14 protein-coding genes are annotated in these 19,931 nt (G+C 65.1%); 13 read left to right on the top strand and 1 reads right to left on the bottom strand.

Going from position 1 to position 19,931, the window contains the following annotated elements; translation table 11 throughout:
- Window positions 1–63: 63 nt before the first annotated feature.
- The 9 genes from ABCV34_RS11130 to ABCV34_RS11090 all read left to right on the top strand — a co-directional run bounded on the left by ABCV34_RS11130 (window position 64) and on the right by ABCV34_RS11090 (window position 11,681).
- Window positions 64–2,487, top strand: a complete 2,424-nt coding sequence (locus ABCV34_RS11130; protein WP_345796290.1) for a 3-hydroxyacyl-CoA dehydrogenase NAD-binding domain-containing protein — start codon at window positions 64–66, stop codon at window positions 2,485–2,487.
- Between the two features lie 11 nt (window positions 2,488–2,498).
- Window positions 2,499–3,695: an acetyl-CoA C-acyltransferase gene (locus tag ABCV34_RS11125; protein ID WP_345796289.1), complete on the top strand. Its 1,197-nt coding sequence runs from the start codon at window positions 2,499–2,501 to the stop codon at window positions 3,693–3,695.
- Window positions 3,696–3,842: 147 nt separating this feature from the next.
- Window positions 3,843–5,432: a glucose-6-phosphate isomerase gene (pgi, locus tag ABCV34_RS11120; protein WP_345796288.1), complete on the top strand. Its 1,590-nt coding sequence runs from the start codon at window positions 3,843–3,845 to the stop codon at window positions 5,430–5,432.
- Between the two features lie 16 nt (window positions 5,433–5,448).
- Window positions 5,449–6,009 (top strand): D-alanyl-D-alanine dipeptidase, encoded by a 561-nt coding sequence (gene ddpX / locus ABCV34_RS11115; RefSeq protein ID WP_345796287.1) that lies wholly within the window; start codon window positions 5,449–5,451, stop codon window positions 6,007–6,009.
- A 47-nt stretch (window positions 6,010–6,056) separates the two neighbouring features.
- The gene (locus ABCV34_RS11110) at window positions 6,057–7,619 is read left to right on the top strand and encodes an ABC transporter substrate-binding protein (RefSeq protein ID WP_345796286.1); all 1,563 of its coding nucleotides are present in this window, start codon (window positions 6,057–6,059) and stop codon (window positions 7,617–7,619) included.
- A 58-nt stretch (window positions 7,620–7,677) separates the two neighbouring features.
- Window positions 7,678–8,700 carry an ABC transporter permease gene (locus tag ABCV34_RS11105; protein WP_345796285.1) on the top strand — a complete coding sequence of 341 codons (1,023 nt, stop codon included), beginning with the start codon at window positions 7,678–7,680 and terminating at the stop codon, window positions 8,698–8,700.
- Window positions 8,697–9,530: a D,D-dipeptide ABC transporter permease gene (ddpC, locus tag ABCV34_RS11100; RefSeq protein ID WP_345796284.1), complete on the top strand. Its 834-nt coding sequence runs from the start codon at window positions 8,697–8,699 to the stop codon at window positions 9,528–9,530. The genes ABCV34_RS11105 and ddpC overlap by 4 nt, the downstream gene beginning before the upstream one ends.
- Complete coding sequence (locus tag ABCV34_RS11095) at window positions 9,530–10,576, top strand: ABC transporter ATP-binding protein (protein ID WP_345796283.1); 1,047 nt, start codon at window positions 9,530–9,532, stop codon at window positions 10,574–10,576. The genes ddpC and ABCV34_RS11095 overlap by 1 nt, the downstream gene beginning before the upstream one ends.
- A gap of 4 nt (window positions 10,577–10,580) precedes the next feature.
- Window positions 10,581–11,681: an ABC transporter ATP-binding protein gene (locus ABCV34_RS11090; protein WP_345796282.1), complete on the top strand. Its 1,101-nt coding sequence runs from the start codon at window positions 10,581–10,583 to the stop codon at window positions 11,679–11,681.
- A gap of 61 nt (window positions 11,682–11,742) precedes the next feature.
- Here ABCV34_RS11090 and ABCV34_RS11085 read toward each other — a convergent pair whose 3' ends face one another.
- On the bottom strand, window positions 11,743–13,155 hold the full coding sequence (locus tag ABCV34_RS11085) for a sodium:alanine symporter family protein (protein WP_345796281.1): 1,413 nt from the start codon (window positions 13,153–13,155) through the stop codon (window positions 11,743–11,745).
- Window positions 13,156–13,379: 224 nt separating this feature from the next.
- Here ABCV34_RS11085 and ABCV34_RS11080 point away from each other — a divergent pair, with 224 nt between their 5' ends.
- The 4 genes from ABCV34_RS11080 (at window position 13,380) to ABCV34_RS11065 (ending at window position 19,912) form a co-directional block, all read left to right on the top strand.
- Window positions 13,380–14,162, top strand: coding sequence for a helix-turn-helix domain-containing protein (locus ABCV34_RS11080; protein ID WP_345796280.1), 783 nt, complete (start codon window positions 13,380–13,382; stop codon window positions 14,160–14,162).
- Window positions 14,163–14,271: 109 nt separating this feature from the next.
- Complete coding sequence (hemE, locus tag ABCV34_RS11075; RefSeq protein ID WP_345796279.1) at window positions 14,272–15,339, top strand: uroporphyrinogen decarboxylase; 1,068 nt, start codon at window positions 14,272–14,274, stop codon at window positions 15,337–15,339.
- Window positions 15,340–15,590: 251 nt separating this feature from the next.
- Window positions 15,591–17,681, top strand: a complete 2,091-nt coding sequence (locus ABCV34_RS11070; protein ID WP_345796278.1) for a primosomal protein N' — start codon at window positions 15,591–15,593, stop codon at window positions 17,679–17,681.
- Window positions 17,682–17,683: 2 nt separating this feature from the next.
- Window positions 17,684–19,912: a UvrD-helicase domain-containing protein gene (locus tag ABCV34_RS11065; RefSeq protein WP_345796277.1), complete on the top strand. Its 2,229-nt coding sequence runs from the start codon at window positions 17,684–17,686 to the stop codon at window positions 19,910–19,912.
- The last annotated feature ends 19 nt before the right edge of the window (window positions 19,913–19,931 follow it).

The raw sequence follows: 19,931 nt of genomic DNA, 5'->3' as shown, positions 1-19,931 counted from the left end.
CAAGAAACACGCTACAGAGCCGCCCAGTCGGGATCTTCCATCATTGCGAGAGGACAACCTATCATGCAAACCAGTCAGTCCGCCCCCCTGTTCATCCGCCGAGTGGCGGTGTGCGGCGCCGGGGTCATGGGGGCTCAGATCGCCGCCCATTGCGTCAATGCCGGCGTGCCGGTGGTGCTGTTCGATCTGGCCAAAGACGATGGCCAGGGCGGCAAGAACGCCATCGTGCAGCGCGCCATCGCCCAGCTGAAGAAACTGAACCCCGCGCCGCTGGGCGTGGACAAGCTGGCCGACCTGATCACCCCGGCCAATTACGATGAAGACCTGGCTCTGCTGGCCGATTGCGACGTGGTCATCGAGGCCATTGCCGAACGCCTGGACTGGAAGCGCGACCTGTATCACAAGCTGGCCCCGGCGCTGAACCCCCACGCCATCGTGGCCAGCAACACGTCGGGCCTTTCCATCACGTCCCTGTCCGAAGCTCTGCCCGAGACCCTGCGCCACCGTTTCTGCGGCGTGCACTTCTTCAATCCGCCGCGCTACATGCCGTTGGTGGAACTGATTCCCACGTCCGCCACCGAGCCAGCCTTGCTGGATCATCTGGAAACCTTCCTGGTGTCGCAGCTGGGCAAGGGCGTCGTGCGCGCCAAGGACACACCCAATTTCATCGGCAACCGGATCGGCGTGTTCGGCATCCTGTCGGTGTTCCATCACACGCAAGCCTTCGATCTGCCCTACGAACTGGTCGATGACCTGACCGGCACCCGGTTGGGCCGCGCCAAATCCGGCACCTACCGCACGGCCGACGTCGTAGGCCTGGACACCCTGGCGCACGTCATCGACACGATGAAGGAGCAGTTGCCCAACGATCCTTTCCATGCGTATTTTGCGATCCCGCCCGTGCTGGCGGGTCTGATCGAAAAGGGCGCGCTGGGCCAGAAGGCCAAGGCCGGCTTCTTCAAGAAGGAAGGCAAGCAGATCCTGCGCCTGGACCCCGCCGCGGGCCAATACGTGCCGTCCAGCGAGAAGGCCGATGACGAGGTCAAGGAAATCCTGAAGGAACGCGACCCCGCCACCCGCCTGCGGGCCCTGCATGATTCCGATCATCCGCAGGCGCAATTCGTCTGGGCCGTGCTGCGCGATACCTTCCACTACAGCGCCGTGCACCTGGGCGACATCGCCGACAGCGCGCGCGAGCTGGATCAGGCCATGAAGTGGGGCTTCGGCCACAGTTTCGGCCCCTTCGAGATCTGGCAGGCCGCCGGCTGGCGGCAGGTTGCCACCTGGATCAACGAGGATATTGCAGCCGGCAAGACCTTGTCGTCCGCCCCGCTGCCGGCCTGGGCGACCAGCGGCCCGGTGTGGGACAAGCAAGCCGTGCATACGCCGGAAGGGTCCTTCAGCCCCGCGCGCAATGCCTATGTACCGCGCAGCACGCTGGCGGTTTACCAGCGCCAGATCGGCGCCCCGCGCCTGGTGGGCGAGGGTCCGGCCATCGTGCCCACCGTCGTCTACGAGAACGATGCCGTGCTGTGCTGGACGCTGCCCGCGCCGCACCCGCAGGACGTGCTCATCACGTCCTTCAAGACCAAGATGCATACGCTCAGCCCCGATGTGGTGCGCGGCGTGGTCCATGCCGTCGATCTGGCCGAGCAGAACTACAAGGCCATGGTGATCGGCCAGCTGGAAGACCCGTTTTCGGCCGGTGCCGACCTGAAGGCCATGCTGCCCGCGTTCATGACGGGCGGCGTCAAGGCGGTCGAGCCCATCCAGAAGGAAATGCAGGACATGGTTCTGCGCCTGCGCTATGCCCAGGTCCCCGTGGTGGCGGCCGTGGCCGGTCTGGCTCTGGGCGGGGGCTGCGAGCTGTCCGTGCACTGCGCCCGTCGCGTGGCCCATTTTGAAACCTACATCGGGCTGGTCGAAGTCGGGATCGGTCTGGTACCGGGCGCCGGCGGCATGACCTACAGCGCCCGTCGCGCGGCCGAGATCCAGGCGCAATCGGCACCCGATGCGCCGCTGCTGGCCTACGTGAAGAATTTCGTGCAGGCGGTGGCGACTGCCCGCGTGTCGAAGTCCGCGCTGGACGCGCGCGAGATCGGCTATCTGCGGGATTCCGATCCGATCGTCATGAATCGCCACGAGCTGTTGTCCGTCGCCGTGCGCGAGGCGGCCAATCTGGCCGGGCAGGGCTATCGCCCGCCACTGCCCGCGCGATTCCCGGTGGCTGGGCGCGACGCCATCGCCACTCTGCGTGCCCAACTGGTGAACATGCAGGTGGGCGGCTACATCAGCGATTACGACTTTCACATCGGTCTGGAAGTTGCGACCGTCATCTGCGGCGGCGACGTCGATCCGGGCAGCCTGGTGGACGAGGCCTGGATGCTGAGGCTGGAACGCCAGGCCTTCCTGGGCCTGCTCGCCAATCCCAAGACCCAGGAGCGCATTGCCGGCCTCCTGCAAACCGGCAAGCCCGTCCGCAACTAAGGAGACCTTCGATGACAGCCCTTCAACAAGCCTATATCGTTGCCGCGACGCGCACGCCCATCGGCAAGGCCCCGCGCGGCATGTATTCCCACACCCGTCCCGATGATCTGCTGGCCAAGGTTATCCGGGGCGTGCTGGCCCAGGCGCCAAACCTGGATCCAGCCGCCATCGAGGACGCCATCGTCGGCTGCGCCATTCCAGAAGGCCCCCAGGGGCTGAACGTGGCGCGCATCGGCGCCTTGCTGGCCGATCTGCCATCGTCGGTGGCCGGCGTCACGGTCAACCGCTTCTGCGCGTCCGGCCTGACGGCTGTCGCCATGGCGGCCGACCGCATCCGTGTGGGCGAGGCCGACGTCATGCTGGCCTGCGGCACCGAATCCATGAGTCTCGTACCCACCATGGGGATCAATACCTCGTTCAGCCCGGACGTCTACCTGAACGACGACAACATCGGGATCGCCTATGGCATGGGCGCGACCGCCGAACAGGTCGCCGAGCGCTGGGATGTTTCCCGCGCGGATCAGGATGCCTTTGCCCTGCGATCGCACCAGCGTGCCTTGGCGGCGCAGCAGTCCGGGGAATTCACCGACGAGATGCTGCCGGTGGAAATCGTGCGTCGGATCCCGGATCTGGCCGCGGGGGAAGTCCGTGAAACCCGCCATACCGTGACCCTGGACGAAGGTCCGCGTGCCGACACCAGCCTGGAAGCATTGGCGCGCTTGCGTCCGGTGTTTGCCGCCAAAGGCAGCGTCACGGCGGGCAACAGTTCGCAGACCTCGGACGGCGCCGGCGCGCTGCTGGTGGTGTCGGAACGCGCACTGAAGGAACACAATCTGACGCCGCTGGCGCGTTTCGTGTCCTTTGCCGTGCGTGGTGTGCCGCCCGACATCATGGGGATCGGCCCCAAGGAAGCCATTCCGGCCGCGTTGAAGAAAGCCGGCCTGACGCTGGCCCAGATGGGCTGGATCGAACTGAACGAAGCCTTTGCCGCGCAGTCCCTGGCCGTCATCCGCGATCTGGGGCTGAACGAGGACGTGGTCAATCCGATGGGTGGCGCCATCGCTCTGGGTCACCCGCTGGGTGCCACGGGCGCCATCCGATCCGCCACGACCATCCACGCCCTGCGCCGCCACAACCTGCAGTACGGCATGGTGACCATGTGCGTGGGTACCGGCATGGGTGCGGCGGGGATCTACGAGCGCTGCTGATCGTTCGTCATTCCCGCCGGAGCCGGTTCGACGATGCCCGGCCAACCGGCTGCCGCGCGCCCTTTCCAGAGGGCGCGTGGTTTTTCAGGTGCATGAGAGGGCATGTGACCGACCCGTGAACGGCGGGCTTCACTTTATACTTTCGCCATGTCCCAAGACCTCATGCCCACCGCGGGGGATGACTTGATCGCCCCGCTGACCGACTTGCCCGAATGGAAGCGCTTCGTCGTGGCGGCGCAGACCTGCGCGTCGCGCACCGATGGCCTGGATCTGATCGAAGCACCCGGCCTGATGCTGGATGCCAGCGGTCAGCGCCATTCGCCCGCGCTGCTGGCCGCGGGCGAGGCGCTGCTGCAGGCCCGGGGTTTTACGGAACAGCGCCGCCGCCTCCTGGCCGGCGAGGCCGTCAACGTCACCGAAAACCGGGCGGCTTGGCATACCGTGTTGCGGTCCCCGACAGCGCCAGCCGAGGTGCTGGCCGAGCGCGAGCGCATGGACGCCTGGGTGCGGCGCGCCGACGCCGAACGCCGCTGGCGCCATATCGTGCATGTCGGCATCGGTGGCTCGGACTGGGGCGTGCGGCTGGCGGTGTCGGCCTTCGGTTATGCCGGCACCTGGCGTGATGTCCGCTTCGTCGCCAACATCGACGGCCATGCCATCGAGGGCGGCCTGGCCGGCCTGGATCCGCGCGACACCCTGGTGGTGCTGGTGTCGAAATCCTTCACCACCTCGGAAACCCTGGAAAACGGCGCCCGGGCGCGGGAATGGCTGGTCGCCGCCGGGCTGGACCCCGCAGACCATCTCGTGGCGGTCACCGCCCAACCGGAACGCGCCCGTGCCTGGGGGATTCCGGATACCCAGATTTTCAAGATCTGGGATTGGGTCGGCGGGCGCTTTTCGATCTGGTCCGCGGTCAGCCTCACCACCGCTTTGTCGGTGGGTTCGGACGTATTGGCGGGCTTGCGCATGGGCGCCGCCGCCATGGACACCCATTTTGCGCAGGCGCCGCTGGCAGCCAACGCGCCGGTGCGCATGGCGCTGGCCGGCATCGTCAATCGCAGCGTCCTGGGGCAGGGTTCGCTGAACATCGCTCCCTATGATTCCCGCCTGGCCAATCTGGTGCCCTATGTCCAGCAACTGGACATGGAATCCCTGGGAAAATCGGTCGATCAGGCCGGTCGCCCGGTGGGCGTGCCCACCGGACCCGCTGTCTGGGGCATGCCGGGTACCGACGCCCAGCATACTTTTTTTCAATGGATGCATCAGGGCAGCGACGGCGCGCCGGTGGATTTCATCCTGTGCTGTCAGGCGGACCACCACTGGGCGGCGCATCATCGCCAGTTGCTGGCCAACTGCCTGGCCCAGCGCGAGGCCCTGATGCGCGGCAAGACGCTGGCCCAGGCGCGGGCCGAATGCCTGTCCGAGGGGATGACACCCGAACAGGCCGACTGGCTGGCGCCGCATCGAGTGCATCCGGGTGGGCGCCCCAACCATCTGATCGCGCTGCCGCGTCTGTCGCCGTATTCATTGGGCGCGCTGCTGGCGCTGTACGAGCATCGGGTGTTCACGCAGGGGCTGATCTGGGGGATCGATCCTTTTGACCAGTGGGGCGTGGAATATGGCAAGATCCTGGCGCGCGGAATTGCGTCGGCCCTGACGCCAGGCGCCGAAGTCCGGCCTGAATCCGCCGGTCATGATGTATCGACTTGTCACTGGATAGAGCAACTGCGGCGCTGATCGGGGTAAGTAAGCCATGACGGATCTGATTGAACTGACACAAGATGACGGCCTGCAGATCGCGCTGGTGTACGCGACGGCGGACAATTTGATCGGGCGTCCCATCTATGCGCCCGACGCGCGCTGCGCCTTGCGCCCAGAAGCGGCGGCATGCCTGCGTCGGGCCGCCCAGGCGGCCTGGCGGGCCGGGCTGGCGCTGGTGGTCTATGACGCCTATCGACCCGCGGCGGCCCACGCTGTGTTCTGGAAAGCTTTGCCGGATCCGCGCTATGTGGCCGATGCCTCACAGGGGTCCAACCATACGCGCGGGGTGGCCGTGGATGTCGGCTTGCTGGAAATCAGTGGAGAACCGCTGGACATGGGGACGGGGTTCGACGACATGCGCGAACAGTCCCATCATGACCGTGATGACTTGCCGTCCGAGATTCAGCGCAACCGCCAGCTGCTGCTGGGCATCATGCTGCAGGCCGGTTTCCGGTCGATTCCCACGGAATGGTGGCATTACGAATTGCCGAACGCGCAGGAATATGCGTTACTGCCGGACAATGAGATGGTCCAGGTGTATCACACCCATTAGGCCATCCGATGGACCAGTCGTAATCATCTGATGGACGGGGGCATACCATGCAATTCATGTTTCAGACCCGCATATGCCGGGCAGTGCTGGTTAGCTTGATGGGGATCGGGGCCATGGCCCTGACGGGTGGGGTAATTGCAGCGACGCCAGCCGATACGCTGGTCATTGGCAAGCCCGCCGACCCTCAGACGCTGGATCCGGCGGTTACGATCGACAACAACGACTGGACGGCCACCTATCCGGCGTATCAGCGCCTGATGCGCTATAAGCAGATCGACGGCAAGGGCTCCACCGAGGTCGAGGGCGATCTGGCTGCCAGCTGGTCGGCGTCTCCCGACAATCTGGTCTGGACCTTCACCCTGAATGCCGGCCAGCAGTTCTCGGACGGCACAGCCGTCGATGCTCAGGCCGTGAAAGCCTCTTTCGAGAGACTGCTGGCGAAGAAACAAGGGCCATCCGAGGCCTTTCCCGCCGATATGAAAATCGATGCGGTGGATGCCGGGACGGTGCGTTTCACTCTGAAGAAGCCCTTCGCCCCCTTCCTGTATACCCTGGCCAACAACGGTGCTTCCATCGTCAATCCCAAGGCCATGCAGCGCCCGGACGCCGATGCCTGGCTGTCCGGGCACACGGCCGGGTCGGGCCCTTACCAACTGGTTTCCTGGCAAAAGGGTCAGGCGCTGACACTGGAACGCAACCCGCATTACGCCGGTTCCAAGAAACCCGTGCTGGACAAATTCGTGGTCAAGATCGTGCCCGAATCCTCTGCCCGGCGGCTGCAACTGCAGAAAGGCGATCTGGACGTGGCCGAGGAACTGCCGGTCGATCAATTGCAGGCCCTGAAAAAGGACAAATCCGTACGCGTGGCTGAATTTCCATCCCTGCGCGTAACCTATCTGTACCTGAACAATGCCAAAGGCCCGCTGCAAAGCATCGACCTGCGTCACGCGGTGGTCGATGCCCTGGATTACAAGGGCATTGTCGATGGCATCATGATGGGGCAGGCCAGGCAGACGCGCGGCCCGATTCCTGAAGGCATGTGGGGTTACGATGCTGATCTGCCACTACCCAAGCAAGACGTGCCGGCCGCCAAGGCCCTGGTGAAGAAGGCAGGCGGTGTCAAATCCCCGCTGCTGCTGCGCTATTCGACCCAGGATCCGGCCTGGGAACCCATTGCCCTGACCGTACAGGCCAATCTGGCCGCGGTCGGTGTGTCGGTCAAACTCGAAAAACTGGCCAATGCCACGCTGCGCGAGAATCTGGGACAGGGCAATTTCGATATCTCCATCGGCAACTGGAGCCCGGACTTCGCCGATCCCTACATGTTCACCAGCTATTGGTTCGATTCGGACAAGAAGGGTCTGGCCGGCAATCGATCTTTCTATTCCAACCCTCAGGTGGATGGCTGGCTGCGCGAAGCCGCCACGCTCAGCGATCAGGCAAAACGCGTCGCTTTGTACAAAAAGGTCCAGGAACAGGTCATCAAGGATGCGGCCTATGCCTATCTGTACCAGAAGAATTACCAGGTCGGTGTGGGTGCCAATGTGCAGGGTTTCGTCTTCAATCCCATGCTGGAGCGTGTCTTCAATGTCGCCGACATGAAGAAATGACGCTGCGTCCGTTCGTCCCTCTGGTGGCGAATGAACCTGGTTGCGAAGACCCGGCGGCATGAACGGGTCGTGGTTGCCAGTCGCGGGCCGTCGCCTGCTGAGCCTGGTGTGGGTGGTGGTGGGCGTGTCCCTCATCACCTTCGTCATTTCCCACCTGGTGCCGGGCGATCCGGCGCGGCTGGTGGCGGGCGATCGGGCCACCCCAGAGATCGTGGCCCATATCCGTACCCAGCTGGGATTGGACCTGCCACTGCCGCAGCAGTATCTGCGCTATATGGGGCAGCTGTTGCAGGGGGATCTGGGGACGTCCATCCGTACGCACCGTCCGGTGTTGCAGGACATCGCCGCATTTTTCCCGGCGACGCTGGAACTGGCGCTCGTTGCCTTGATCCTGGCGACCTTGCTGGGAATTCCACTGGGGGTGGTGTCGGCCGTTCAACGCAATCGGTTCGCGGATCACGTTGCCCGCATCCTGGCCGTGGCGGGGATTTCCACGCCCGCATTCTGGCTGGGGTTGGGGCTGATCGTGGTGTTCTATGGCGATCTCGGCTGGCTGCCCGGCGGGGGCCGCCTCGATCAGGGCATGATGCCGCCGCCCACGGTCACCGGTTTGTACCTGATCGATGCCGCGCTGGCGGGCGACTGGCCAGTCTGGCGTAATGCACTGTGGCATATGATCCTGCCGGCACTGACGCTGGGTTTCGTGCATCTGGGCGTGGTGGCGCGGCAGATCCGGTCCTCCATGCTGGAGCAGCTCGGTGAAGACTATGTGCGCACGGCCCGGGCATATGGCCTGTCGCCCTGGGCGGTGGTGTTGCGGCATGCCCTGCCCAATGCGCTGATTCCGTCCGTGACCGTGCTGGGCCTGGCCCTGGGCGATCTTCTGTATGGCGCTGTCCTGACGGAAACCGTCTTCGGCTGGCCCGGCATGGGGGCGTATGTGGTGGACTCCATTCAGGCGTTGGATTTTCCGGCCGTCATGGGGTTTGCCGTAGTGGTGTCCTTCGCGTATGTCGTGCTGAACCTGCTGGTCGATCTGCTGTACCGCCGGCTGGACCCGCGCATCCGGGGGGTGGGGTGAGCTATTTTCTCTATCAGCTGCGCCGCAGCCCGCTGATGCTGCTGGGCCTGATCGTCCTGCTGGCGGTCGGACTGGCCGTGGTGCTGGCCGGCTGGATCGCTCCCCATGATCCCGAGAAGCTCGACCTGGTCCATCGCCTGGCGGCACCGTCGGCGCAGCACTGGTTCGGCACGGACGAGGTCGGGCGCGATATCTTCAGCAGGGTCCTGTACGGCGGGCGCCAATCCATCGGTGTGGGCTTGTTCGTGGCGGGTTGCGCCAGTGTGGTCGGGGCGATCATCGGCTGTTTTTCCGGAATTCTGGGCGGTCGTATCGATGGGTTGATCATGCGGGTCATGGATGTGGTGCTGTCGGTCCCGTCGCTGGTGCTGATCATGGCGCTGGCGGCCGCGCTGGGGCCGAGCCTGTTCAACGCGATGCTGGCCATCACGCTGGTGCGGATACCCTTTTATGTGCGGCTCGCTCGCGGCCAGACGCTCGGGATCCGCGAGATGGCCTATGTGCAGGCGGCCTGGACGTTCGGTGCGACTCGGCGTCACGTGGTGCGCTGGCACGTGGTGCGCAACGCGGCTTCGCCGATCGTGGTTCAGGCCACACTGGATGTCGGGGGCGCGATCCTGATGGCCGCGGCCCTGGGGTTCATCGGATTGGGGGCGCAGCAGCCCACGGCGGAATGGGGTGCCATGGTCGCCACCGGCCGCAATTTCCTGCTGGATCAGTGGTGGTATACCGTGACGCCCGGGTGCGCCATTCTGGTGACGGCGCTGGCCTGTAATCTGGTGGGTGACGGTGTGCGCGATCTGCTCGATCCGAAGTCGAGGGTGAAGTAATGGCCGCCTCGCCCATCCTGGATGTCAGGGATCTGTCGCTGGAATTTCCCGTGTATGGCGGGGCGGTCAAGGCACTCAATGGTGTCAGCCTGCGGGTGATGCCGGGCGAGATCGTCGGACTCGTGGGTGAATCGGGTTCCGGCAAGTCAGTGACCGCCATGGCCGCGCTGCGTCTGCTGCCGCCGGACAGCTACCGGGTGACAGGCGGCAGTCTGTGGCTGGCAGGCGAGGATGTCCTGTGCGCATCCGAATCCCGGGTGCGCCAGTGGCGTGGTCGTCGGGTGGCGATGATCTTCCAGGAGCCCATGACGGCCCTGAACCCGACGCAGCGCGTGGGTGACCAGATGACCGAAGTGTTGCGCGTGCACCGCCAACTCGGTCGGCGTGACGCGACCGCCCGCGCGCAATCCCTGCTGCGCGAGATGATGATTCCGGATCCTGCCCAGGTGCTGCGAGCCTATCCTTTCGAATTGTCGGGCGGCATGCGCCAGCGTGTCATGGTGGCCATGGCGTTTTCCTGCGATCCGGCGTTGCTGGTCGCGGACGAACCCACGACGGCGCTGGATGTCACCGTCCAGCGGCAGGTCTTGCAGTTGCTCAAGCACCATGCGCGTGAGCGGGGAACCGCCATCCTGTTCATCACGCATGACATGGCGGTCGTGTCGCAATTCTGCGACCGGGTGTATGTCATGTACGCAGGGATGGTGGTCGAGCACGGTCCCACGCGGCAGGTACTGGGGGCCGCGATGCATCCCTATACGCGTGGCTTGCTGGGCGGGCTGCCGGAACGGGCGGCGCCGGGCGAGGATCTGGCGGCGATTCCGGGGCAGGTCCCGGATATGCGTCACCCCCCTTCCGGGTGTCTGTTCTTTGACCGCTGCGCGTTTGCCGATGATATGTGCCGCCGACGGCCGCCGCTGGCCGACCCTCCGGTCAACGTCCAGATTGATGCCGAGGGGGCCGGGATACGAAGAGCCCATGTGGGATCCACGGATCGTCAGGTCGCCTGCTGGCATCCGCAGGGCGTGACGGCGACAGGGGACTGATGGGATGGCGACGGATTCGACGAACGAGGCGGTGGTCGCCGGTGGGCCGGAAAGTCCGGATCCGAGTGAGCCGAGCCTGACGGACCTCGGCAAGGACTGGGTGCTGGACGCCAGCGACATCACGGTGCGCTTTCCCGTGTCTCGCGATTGGCGCGGCCGGGCGGTCCGCTTCGCGCACGCCATCAATGGCGTCACCCTGCGGATCAGGCGCGGCGAAGTCTTCGGTGTGGTGGGTGAGTCGGGTTGCGGCAAGAGCACCCTGGCCCAGGTTCTGGTGGGGCTCCTTCCCCCCACCGAAGGAGCCTTGCGCCGCCTGCCACAGGCGGATGGCCGTGAAGCCAACGTGCAGATCGTCTTTCAGGATCCTCAGTCCTCGCTGGATCCCCGTTTGCCGGCCTGGAAAGTGGTCGTGGAACCCATGGTGGTCCGGGGACGGCGCGCCATCACGAGCCGGGACGATTCGTCGACGCGGTCCGTCGCCCGCCCGGCGATGCGTGCGGACCGCGCCGCCTTGCGAGCCCGGGCGGCCGAGCTTGCCCTGCAGGTCGGATTGCGGCCCGAACATCTGGATCGCTACGTGCATGAGTTTTCCGGTGGCCAGCGTCAGCGGCTGGCAATCGCCCGTGCCTTGTCTTCGGACCCCGATGTCATCGTGCTCGATGAGCCGACCTCGGCGCTGGATATTTCCGTGCAGGCGCAGATCCTGAATCTGCTGCAGGACCTGCGACGCCGCCTTGGGCTGACCTATGTGCTGATTTCACACAACGTATCGGTCGTGCGTCACCTGTGCGACCGCGTTGCGGTCATGTATCTGGGTCAAGTCGTGGAGCAGGGGCCGATAACCGCCGTGCTGGATGCGCCATGCCATCCCTACACGCGCGAACTGCTGGATGCGGTTCCCCGTCTGGACCAACCTTGGGCTGAGAACATGCCGGCTGTGCCGGTCGAGTTGCCGGGCAATCGTGTCCTGCCGACCGGGTGCTTCTTTCGGGATCGCTGCCCCTGGGCAACGGCGGGTTGCGAGCTGCCTCAGCGGCTGCTGGGGCGGCAGGATGCGCCAGAGCACCGGGTCCGTTGCCATGTGGCGCTGAATCGAGGTCGCTAACAGTGGAAAGCCCACGGCAGCGGGCGCTGGCCGTGGGCTTTCGACAAAGCGTCTCAGGAAGTCATTTCGACTGGAGGCTCAGTTCCCCGGTTGGCGCGTAATCCCGGAAATATTCACGGGTCAGCCGGATGATGACCGGGCTGAGCAGGATCAGCGATGCCAGGTTGGGCAGGGCCATCAAGCCATTGAGCGTGTCGGCCAGTAGCCAGGCGAAGTCCAACTGGGTGATGGCGCCAAACGGAATTGCGACGACCCAGATCACGCGGTACGGCAGCGTGGACCTGGACCCCAGCAGGAACTCCCAGCATTTCTCGCCGTAGTAGCTCCAGCCCAGAATCGTGGTGAACGCGAAGATCACCAGCGCGATCGTCAGGATGATGCCGCCAAAGCCGGGCATGGACACCTCGAAGGCCATGGCGGACAGTTCGGCGCCGCTCTTGCCGGTGTTCCAGACGCCGGAGCAGACGATCGCCAGGCCCGTGATGCTGCAGATGATGATCGTGTCAATGAAGGTACCCATCATGCCGATCAGGCCAGATTCCACCGCGTTGCTGGTGGTGCCGGCAGCCTGTGCAATACCCGCTGAACCCAGCCCGGCTTCGTTGGAGAATATCCCGCGGGCCACACCGTAGCGGATGGCCGCCATGACCGCCGCGCCGGCAAAACCCCCAGTGGCTGCGATCGGCGAGAAGGCGTGCGTGAAGATCAGGTCCAGGGCCTCGGGGATACGTTCGGCGTTGACGACCAGCACGACCAGGCCCGCCAGCACGTAGGCGATGCACATGAACGGAACCAGCGAGGCCGCCACGGCCCCGATGCGCTTGATGCCGCCCAGGATGACCAGGCCGATCAGGATCATCGTGACCACGCCGGTGACCCAGGTCGGGACGGCAAACGTCGATTCCAGGGCCTGCGCCATACTGTTGACCTGCACCATGTTGCCGATGCCGAATCCCGCAAAGCCACCGAAAATGGCAAAGGCCACGCCCAGCCACAGCCATTTGCGGCTCAGGCCGTTCTTGATGGCGTACATGGGGCCGCCGGCGTGTTCGCCGCGATCGTCCTTTTCCCGGAAATGGACGGCCAGCACGACTTCGCAGTATTTGGTGGCCATGCCGACCAGGGCGGTGCACCACATCCAGAACAGGGCGCCCGGGCCACCGACGGCGATGGCCGTCGCCACGCCGGCGATGTTGCCTGTCCCGACGGTGGCCGCCAGGCAGGTCATGAGGGCTTCGAAGGGGCTGATTTCACCGGTGGCGGCGTCGCCGCGATGGCGGCCACGCCAGATCATGGCAAAGCCCGTGCCGATGCGCCGCAGCGGCATGAACTTCAGCAGGACCATCAGAAAAAAGCCGGTGCCCAGGATCAGTACCAGCATGGGTGGGCCCCAGACCAGGCTGTTGGCCTGGCTGACGAATGTGTTGAGGAATTCCAAGGTTGTCTCCCGCTTCCCGATTAAAAATGGCCCCATCCTATCATCGGATATTTGGTGGAATTTCCTGAAATTCTCCTGAACGCAGTGAAAATAACTAAAGTTATCGAATCCTCCACAGAATGCGGGTTACCCCTAACGTAGTTTTGCGACTGGTCGGCATCAGGCCATTTTCCTATCCTGTTGGCTCATTGGACGGATTCATGGATGGCGCGGTGCGGCTGCACGGTGGCCCCGCCGCGTCACTGACAAGGAGACCTGAAATGCGGGAACGACTGGATTGTGCGTTGTTGGCCTTGGGGCAGGACGACTGGGTGGCGGCCCTGGGCGGAGGCCATCTGGGCGGGCGGTTGCAGCTGCATGTTCCGCCGTGGTCCGGGCATTCGGCCGAGGCCATGCTGGATGATCCGGCGCTGGCCCGGGGACGCTATGACGCGGGCCTGTTGTACGCGGATGAGTCGTCGCTGCCAGCCTGGCGTACGGCCCTGGCATCCCGGGCGGGGCGTCTGCCGGCAGTATTGCTGGTCTATGCGGTGGGGCTGCGGGCCCAGGCCATCCGCGATCTGATTGCGTTGGGCGCCACCGATTTCGTGCGGCCGCCGTTTTGCCCCGAAGAGCTGCGCGCCCGGCTGGAGCACGCCTTGCATCGGCTGGCGCCCGTCGGTGTCGCGGAACCCGCGCCTGTCTATGGCACCCTGGTTCCGGGCCTGCCCATGGCAGTGGGGCCGCTGGCGACCCCCACCGAAGCGGATCTGTGCGCAACCATCCTGGATCGGTCCGGCTGCGAACTCGAGGCCTATGCGGTGGCCCTGGCCATGCAGCGGGCGACCTCCAGGGATTCGTTTCGCGCCGCCAAGAGCCAGATCGTGGCGCGCTTCGAGCGCGCTTACATCCGCGCCGCCCTGGGGCGGCATGGGGGCAATGTCACCCTGGCGGCGCGGATGGCCCAGAAGCATCGCCGCGCCTTCTGGGCGCTGATGCGCAAACACGAGATCGACCCGACACCGTATCGGGGTGATGCGGAAGAAACATCGTCCGCCGCCTGACCCAAACGGGCGCCCCGGCATGGGGGGCGTCGGACGGGTAAAATCCAGGGTCCCCCCATCGACGATCCGACGTTGCCGGGAAACCCCGACGTCCCACAGGAAAACCGACGTGACCCAGTTGAAAAATGATACGTTCCTGCGGGCGCTTTTGCGCCAGCCCGTCCCCTACACGCCGATCTGGATGATGCGTCAGGCGGGCCGCTATCTGCCGGAATACAACCAGACCCGCGCACAGGCGGGGTCGTTCCTGGGGCTGGCGCAAAATCCAGAATACGCCTGCGAAGTCACCCTGCAGCCCCTGCGGCGTTTCGCCCTGGACGCGGCCATCCTGTTTTCCGACATCCTGACCGTTCCGGACGCCATGGGTCTGGGCCTGCGGTTCGTCACGGGCGAGGGTCCACAATTCGAGCGTCCCTTGCGGGATGAATCATCCATCGCGGCTTTGCAGGTACCGGATCTGGACACGCTGCGCTATGTGTTCGACGCCGTATCCCTGATCCGCAAGGAACTGGATGGCGCGGTTCCCCTGATTGGCTTTTCGGGTAGCCCCTGGACTCTGGCCTGCTACATGGTCGAAGGCGCGGGCAGCAGCGATTACCGGCGGATCAAGACCCTGCTGTATCAGCGCCCCGATTTGCTGCATCGCATCCTGGACGTCAATGCGCGGGCCGTTCAGGCCTACCTGAATGCCCAGATCCAGGCGGGCGCCCAGGCCGTGATGGTGTTCGACAGCTGGGGCGGGGTGCTGGCCGACGGCCTGTTCCAGCAGTTTTCGCTGCACTATACGCAGCGTGTGATCGACGGGCTGCTGCGTGAACACGACGGGCGCCGCGTCCCGGTCATCGTCTTCACCAAGGGCGGCGGCCAGTGGGTCGAGGATATCGCGGCTATCGGCTGCGATGCGGTGGGGCTCGACTGGACCGCGCGTCTGGGGGCCGCCCGCAGCCGGGTCGGCGACCGGGTTGCCCTGCAGGGCAACCTGGACCCCATGGCGCTGTTCGGGGGGGATGCGGCGATCCGTGCCGAGGCTCGTCGCGTGCTGGCCGATTTTGGTCCTGTGGGTGCCGGTGGGCACGTGTTCAACCTGGGTCATGGTATTTCCCAATTCACATCGCCGGAAGCCGTCGTTTCCCTGGTCGACGAAGTCCACACTGCCAGCAGGGCGTATCATGCCTGAAGCGGCGCCCTGCTTGCTCATGCATCCGGGGCGTTTGAATTTTGTGCTTATGCACAATTTCAGCTGGCTCAGGGTAAACGCCAACATTTCCAGAATAGATATTGATTAATCATTTAATCAGTTGTTTTTAAAGAAGAAATTCATAATTTCCACCCAATTCCTGGTAGATGGTCTGACCGGTTGTCGCGACCTCGTGCATTTGTTCCGCCTTTCTCCACAAAGTTATCCACAGGCAGGAAAAATCCGTTCTTATGTCTGACCCCGTCTATCTGGCCGTAGCCCTGGATGTGCCATTGCCGGGGCTGTTCGATTACAGCCACGTCGCGCCAGTGGCACCCGGGGTGCGCGTGCGGGTGACGTTCGGCCGCCGGGTCATGGTGGGGATGGTCTGGGCCGTGCGGGAGCAACCGGGGGTAGCGGCGGACCGGGTCCGGCCAATTGAATCCGTGCTGGATGATCTGCCGCCGATGCCTGCGGACTGGCTGCGACTGGCGGAATTCGCGGCGCGGTATTATCACCACCCATTGGGCGAGGTCCTATTGCCGGCGCTGCCTCCGCCGTTGCGCAAACCGGCCGCGTATACCGGGGCGCGGTCCGCAGGCGGCCCGGTGAGTCGGGCGGACCGGCGGCCGCGTGCCGCGAAGTCGAAACCCGTTGGAGTGTCGCCTGTCGAGCCGCCGCCGTTGACGCCCGCTCAGGGCGCGGCCATGGACAGTCTGCAGGCCCTGATGGACGATGGGCGTGGTATCGCCTTGCTGCACGGCGTCACTGGCAGCGGCAAGACCGAGCTCTATTTACGTCTGGCGCGGCAAGTGCTGGCCCAGGGCAGGCAGGTGTTGCTGCTGGTGCCGGAAATCAATCTGACACCGCAACTGGAACAGGTCGTCGCGGGCCGACTGTGTGCGATCGGTGCGGGTCACGAAGAATCCACTGATGGGGCAGCCGGCGGCGCAATGGCGATCCTGCACAGCCGCCTGTCCGAAGGTGAACGGCTGCGCGCCTGGCTGCGAGTCGCGCGCGGCCAGGCCGATATCCTGCTGGGCACCCGACTGGCCCTGATGACCCCCATGCCGCGCCTGGGGCTGATCATCGTGGACGAGGAACATGACGCCTCGTACAAGCAGCAGGACGGACTGCGCTATTCGGCGCGCGATCTGGCCGTCTGGCGTGGGCATGATCTGGGTATTCCCGTGGTGCTGGGGTCGGCGACGCCGTCCCTGGAATCCTGGCGGCGAGCGCAGCGCGGGGACTATCGCCTGGTGTCGCTGCCGGAACGCGCCCAGGCTCAGGCATTACCCGACATCCATCTGGTGGACACGCGCCGGTCGCAACTCGAGCAAGGCTTTACCCCGCAGTTGCTGCAGGCGCTGGAATCGCGCCTGCGACTGGGCGAACAGAGTCTGGTCTTCATCAATCGACGGGGCTATGCGCCGGTGCTGCGCTGCGCCTCGTGCGGCTGGGTCAGCCAGTGCAACCAATGCACGGCGCATACCGTGCTGCATCGGGAAGCCGGGCGTCGCGCGGTGCTGCAATGTCATCACTGCGGCGATGCAAGGCCCGTGCCGCGCGCCTGCCCTGATTGCGGGGACCAGGATCTGCAGCCGATGGGGCGGGGCACTCAGCGGGTCGAGGAATTCCTGGCCGAGCGCTTTCCGCAGGCGCGCATCGTGCGCATCGATGCCGATGCCACGCGGCGCAAGGGCAGTGCGCAGGCGCTGTTTGCCCAGGTGCATGCCGGGGATGCCGATATCCTCGTCGGCACGCAGATGGTCTCCAAGGGGCATGATTTCGCCAACCTGGGTCTGGTGGGGGTGCTCAATGCCGATGCCACGCTTTTCGCCCAGGATTTCCGCGCGCCGGAACGTTTGTTCGCGCAACTGATGCAGGTGGCAGGCCGGGCGGGCCGGCGCACCGCCGGGGCTCAGGTCCTGGTGCAGACCGATTATCCCGACCAGGCCGTCTATCAGGCGCTCTGTCGACATGATTACCGGTCCTTTGCCGAAACCGCCCTGGCCGAGCGCGAGGATCTCGGGCTGCCGCCTTTTTCCAGCCAGGCCCTGCTGACCGCCCAGGCCGGCAGGCTCGCCGAGGCGCTGGGCTTCCTGGAAGCGGTGCGGGCCCTTGCCGGGACGCTTCCGGAAGCCCGTGGCGTGCGGGTCTACGATGCCGTGCCTCTGCGCGTCGTGCGTGTGGCGCGGGTGGAACGCGCCCAGTTGCTGATCGAATCGGTGCGGCGCAGTGCCTTGCACCGCTTGCTTCGGGTGCTGCTGCCGCAGGTCGATGGGTTGGCGACCGGTCGTTCCCTGCGCTGGGGGATCGAGGTCGATCCCCAGGAGATCTGACTGTGAACGATACTCAGGCTCCGGGTTCGACGCTGGCCGCTGGTCTCAACGCCCGCCAACGCGAGGCGGTCCTGTACCTGAACGGCCCCTGTCTGGTGCTGGCGGGGGCGGGCAGCGGCAAGACGCGCGTCATCACCCAGAAAATGGCGTATCTGTTGCGGGAATGCGGTTATCAGGCGCGCCACGTGGTCGCACTGACGTTCACCAACAAGGCCGCCCGTGAAATGAACGAGCGGGTGCGCACGCTGGTGGATTCCCGTTTGTTGCGCGGTCTGACGGTGGGGACCTTTCATTCGCTGGGCTTGCGCTTCCTGCGCGAGGAATATGCCGCGGTCGGCCTCAAGCGCGGGTTTTCGATTCTGGATGCGACCGATGCCCAGGGCATCATCCAGGAGATCCTGGTGACGACGGATCGCGCCCGGCTGCGCGCCGTCCAACAGACGATCTCCCTGTGGAAAAATGCCCTGCTGGACCCGGACGGTGCCGCGCGGGTGGCTGCAGGCCCCGACGAGGCCGAGGCAGTCCGGGTCTACCGCAGTTACGAAGCGACGCTACGGGCCTATCAGTCCGTGGATTTCGACGACCTGATCCGGCTGCCGGCGCAGCTTCTGGCCGGGGACGATTCGGTGCGTGCCCGCTGGCAGGCGCGTGTGCAGTATCTGCTGGTGGATGAATATCAAGACACCAACACGTGTCAGTATCAGCTGGTACGCATGCTGTGCGGCGATCGGGCCCAATTCACGGCGGTGGGCGACGATGATCAGGCCATCTATGCCTGGCGCGGAGCGACCGTCGAGAACCTGGCGCAGCTCGAGCGCGACTATCCGCAGCTGCGCGTCATCAAGCTGGAACAAAATTACCGCTCGGTGCAGCGCATCCTGCAGGCGGCCAATCAGGTCATCAGCCATAACCCCAAAACCTTCGACAAGACCTTGTGGTCGGACCTGGGGATCGGGGAACCGATTGGCGTCACCCCCATGGATTCGGATCTGAGCGAGGCCGAATCCATTGCCATGCGTCTGTCCGCCGCCCGGTTCGAGCGCCAAGCGCAGTGGAAGGATTTTGCCGTGCTGTATCGCGGCAATCACCAGGCCCGGATCCTGGAGCAGGCGCTGCGCACCTTGCGTATCCCCTATACGGTGTCGGGCGGGCAAAGCTTTTTCGACAAAGCTGAAATCCGCGATGTACTGGCCTGGTTGCGCCTGATTGCCAACGAGGACGAGGACCCGGCCTTCATCCGGGCGGCGACCACCCCCCGTCGGGGTATTGGCCAGGGAACCTTGCAAGCATTGGGTGCCGAAGCCGCGCGCCAGGGGGTCTCGCTATTCGCCGCCGCCGCCGAAGTGACCGAGGCGGTTCTTCCGGCCGCCCGTCAGCGCGAAGCCCTGCGCGACTTCGTGCGTCTGATCCAGCATTTTAAGGCGCGCGCGGCGCGGCGCAATGGGGCAGCGGTCTTGCCCTTGCCGACAGCGAGCGTCCAGGGCGATCTGCTGGCGTTCGACCCGGACCCGCCGGCCGCGTCAGGTCCCGAGCCGCATATCCCGGATGCGCGTCAGTCCGTATCCGCCGCCCTTGGCAGCCTGTCGTCGGGGGCGACCCCGGGCATCGATGGCCTGCGTGAAGATCATGCGGGACGGGTGCTTGACGACCTGCTGTCGGCCATGGGCTACGAGCGCCATTTGTATGACCTGCTCGATGAGCGTCAGGCCCAGGCGCGTTGGAGCAACGTCCTGGAATTGATGGGGTGGCTGAAACGCAAGGCCGATGAGGACGATCTGACCGTGCTGGAACTCGTCCAGCACGTCGCCCTGGTGACGATGCTCGAACGCTCGGACGACGAGGAACCCGATGCCGTGAAGCTGTCCACCCTGCATGCATCCAAGGGCCTGGAGTTTCCCCATGTCTACCTGATCGGGGTGGAGGAGGGCTTGCTGCCTCACCGGGGCGGTGATGAGGAAGGTGACGTCAGCGATGCCGCCGTGGCGGCACGCGTGCGCCGGATTCAGGAAGAACGCCGGCTGATGTATGTGGGCATCACCCGCGCGCAGCGGACCTTGCAGATCAGCTGGTGCCGCAAACGCAGGCGGGGTCGCGAGGACACCGTGTGCGAACCCTCGCGGTTCATTGCTGAAATGGGCCTGTTGACGCAGGCGCCCGGTGCGCAAGCCGGGCCGGCGGATGTCGACCCGGATCGCACGCTCAGCCGCCTGAAAAGCCTGCTGGGGCGGTAAGCCCTCCGTAGCGATAAAA

This window comes from Castellaniella sp. MT123, assembly GCF_039614765.1.
Classification (GTDB): domain Bacteria; phylum Pseudomonadota; class Gammaproteobacteria; order Burkholderiales; family Burkholderiaceae_B; genus Castellaniella.
Note: the sequence above shows the minus strand (reverse complement) of the source record. Positions and strands in the feature narration are given on the sequence as shown.